General features: G+C 63.0%; 3 protein-coding genes. 2 read left to right on the plus strand and 1 reads right to left on the minus strand.

The features are described 5' to 3' along the window. A partial coding sequence (locus EOA86_RS29995; RefSeq protein WP_164892116.1) for a S1C family serine protease occupies positions 1–769 on the plus strand: 769 nt, incomplete at its 5' end. 45 nt (positions 770–814) lie between these two features. On the opposite strand, the gene EOA86_RS30000 is transcribed toward EOA86_RS29995, so the two are convergent. Then, the gene (locus EOA86_RS30000; protein ID WP_128344941.1) at positions 815–1,426 is read right to left on the minus strand and encodes a hypothetical protein; all 612 of its coding nucleotides are present in this window, start codon (positions 1,424–1,426) and stop codon (positions 815–817) included. Positions 1,427–1,681: 255 nt separating this feature from the next. Between EOA86_RS30000 and EOA86_RS30005 the strand changes: the two genes are divergently transcribed. Beyond that, a complete protein-coding gene (locus EOA86_RS30005; RefSeq protein ID WP_128344943.1) occupies positions 1,682–2,281 on the plus strand; it encodes a YdeI/OmpD-associated family protein in 600 nt (199 codons plus the stop codon). Positions 2,282–2,631: the final 350 nt, after the last annotated feature.

Genomic DNA, 2,631 nt, shown 5'->3' on the forward strand with positions numbered 1-2,631 from the left:
CACCATCGGCTATCTCATCACCGAGGCGGAAGAAGTCTGGCTGACCGACCATAACGGGCGCGTGGTTCCCGCCCACGCGCTTGCCTATGACCAGGAATCGGGCTTCGGCCTGGTGCAGGCGCTGGCCCCGCTCGGCCTACCCGCCGTGGCTTTCGGCGACGCGGCCAGGGCGATGGCCGGCGACCCCGTGGTGCTCGCCGACGGCATCGGCCAGGCGGTCAGGGCGCACATCGTCACCAAACAGGAATTCGCCGGCTATTGGGAGTATCTCCTGGACGAGGCGATCTTCACCGCGCCGGCCCATCCGTCATGGGGAGGTGCGGCACTCATCGGGCAGGACGGCAGGCTGCTTGGCATCGGTTCGCTGCGCCTGCAGATGAGCCGCGCCGGCGAGATCGCCGACATCAACATGGTGGTGCCGATCGACCTTCTGCCGCCCATTCTCGACGATCTCCTCACACGCGGCCAGGTTGCCAAGCCACCGCGCCCATGGCTCGGCGCCTTCTCCGCCGAAAGCAATGGCGAGGTCGTGGTGATGAGCGTCGCCGAAGGCAGCCCCGCCGCCGAAGCCGGCTTGCGCCAGGGCGACATCATCTCGGACGTCCGCGACGGCGAAGTCGACGGGCTCGCCGATTTCTACCGCAAGCTGTGGCAGAACCCGGCGGGCGCCGAGATCCCATTGCGGGTGGTGCGCGACGGCCGCGAAACCTGGCTGCGCGTCAAGTCGGCCGACCGCAACAGCTTTCTCAAGAAACCGCAGCTGCAGTGAAGCAGTCCATACCGGTCAGATCTTCGTGATGCGGGGGCGCTGCCCTCACTTGCCGCAGGCGCTGAAGCCTGTTCCAGGGTTCCACTCAGAAAAGGCAATGACCTTGCCCTCGACCGACACGGTCGCGTGCGCGGTGGTGCCATCGGGCTGCATCTTGCTGCTTTTGCCCTTGCCGGACAAAACATTGTAGTCGCAGTCGCTTGCGACATTGTCTTCAAAATAGTCATGATAATCATAGGCAAAGCCGGCGACAATAAAGGCGCCGTCGCGGTAAGCGAGCGTCAGCGTCTGGTTGGTCCGTTTGCTGCCGACCGGCATCGCCGGCAGATAAAGTTTGATCGAGCCGTTGGGCAGTGCGGTCAGCTCCGGCTCGGTGTCGGAGGCCTCGTAGCCGGAGCGGTCGTAACCGTTCCACTCGCCGAGAATCTGGTCACGCACGATGCCGGCCGGACGCAAAAAGTTGTGTTCGCGATCCCTGAGAAAGAAATGCATGTCCATCGGTTCGCTTGGCTGGGTCTCGACGATCATCGCCAGGTCGACGGCGCCGTCGCCATTCCAGTCGCCGGTCAGCGCGGTGATGATCTTCTGGGTTTCTATCGGTTCCGCCAGGGCCACGGTTGGCGCCAGCAACATCAGGCCAAACAGCATCGCTCGCATGTCCACATCCCCCAGTTGAGGCCCGCCGAGCCTATTATGGGCCGTTTCTGTCAGGACGGTGTTACATCACGATGGGAAGAACCGCCATGGGCGCGGCGGGACGGAGGGGGCGGACTGGCAGCTACATCCACCTGTTGACGCTTCCCCGCTGTTGCTCCATCCAGACGGATGCGGCGGCGCAGAGGGAGGAACGATGGCTGAGACATCCGATGAGCGAGCGCGGGGTGTCACCGGACCACCAAGGCAGGCCGGTTAATGCCGCCGGTCAAGGTCGACCCTGAAAAAGTGCGCGAATTCGGCGATGCCGAAAGCCTCTACACCTGGCTCAGCAAGCACCACGACACCGAGACAGAAGTCTGGATCAAGATACACAAGGTCGATTCGGGGCTGCCTTCGATCACGCCCAAGGAGGCCATCAACGTCGTGCTGTGCTGGGGTTGGATCGACGCCGTGCGCAAGGGGCTCGACGACAAGAGCTATTTGCAGCGCTACACGCCGCGCGGCAGGAAGAGCATCTGGAGCCAGATCAACGTCGACAACGTCGCCCGGCTGATCGAGGAAGGTCGGATGACCGAGCACGGGCTGAAACAGGTCGAGGCAGCGAAGGCCGACGGCCGCTGGGCGCGCGCTTACGGAAGCGGCAAGGACATGAAAATTCCCGGGGACTTGCAGGCGGCCATCGATGCCGAGCCCAAGGCGAAGGCGATGCTGGCAACGCTCAGCGCACAGAACCGGTTCGCGCTCGCCTTCCGCATCCACAACATGAAGACCGAGGCCGGGCGCAAAAAGAAGGTCGCCGCCTTCGTCGAGATGCTGAAACGCGGCGAGACGATCTACCCGCAAGGGAAGAAGTGAGGTTTTGTGGCTGGCGCCATCGCGGCAGTGGCTGCAATGGCAGCCCGTCGTTCGTTACGCCCAAGGTCCGAAGAGCAACGCGGCACCGTTGCCTGCCGCTGGCCTTGAAGCCACGTCCGGCTCCTCCATCTAATTCGCAATAGCGCGCAACTTTCCCAGGAAGGCCTAAGAGTTGCTGGCCTCTGACAAACCAGAGTGGCCGCCCGTTCGTTTTGGCGGGCAGCCTTAACAACCGAGCGTCTTCCTCGTTGACAGACGAAGGGAGATCAAAAATGGCAAAGGTCGTTTGCGTCCTCTATGACGATCGGTCGACGGTTACTCGTCATACTATGCGCGGGACGGGCTTACGA

The organism is Mesorhizobium sp. M5C.F.Ca.IN.020.32.2.1, from assembly GCF_004023105.1.
GTDB lineage: Bacteria > Pseudomonadota > Alphaproteobacteria > Rhizobiales > Rhizobiaceae > Mesorhizobium > Mesorhizobium wenxiniae.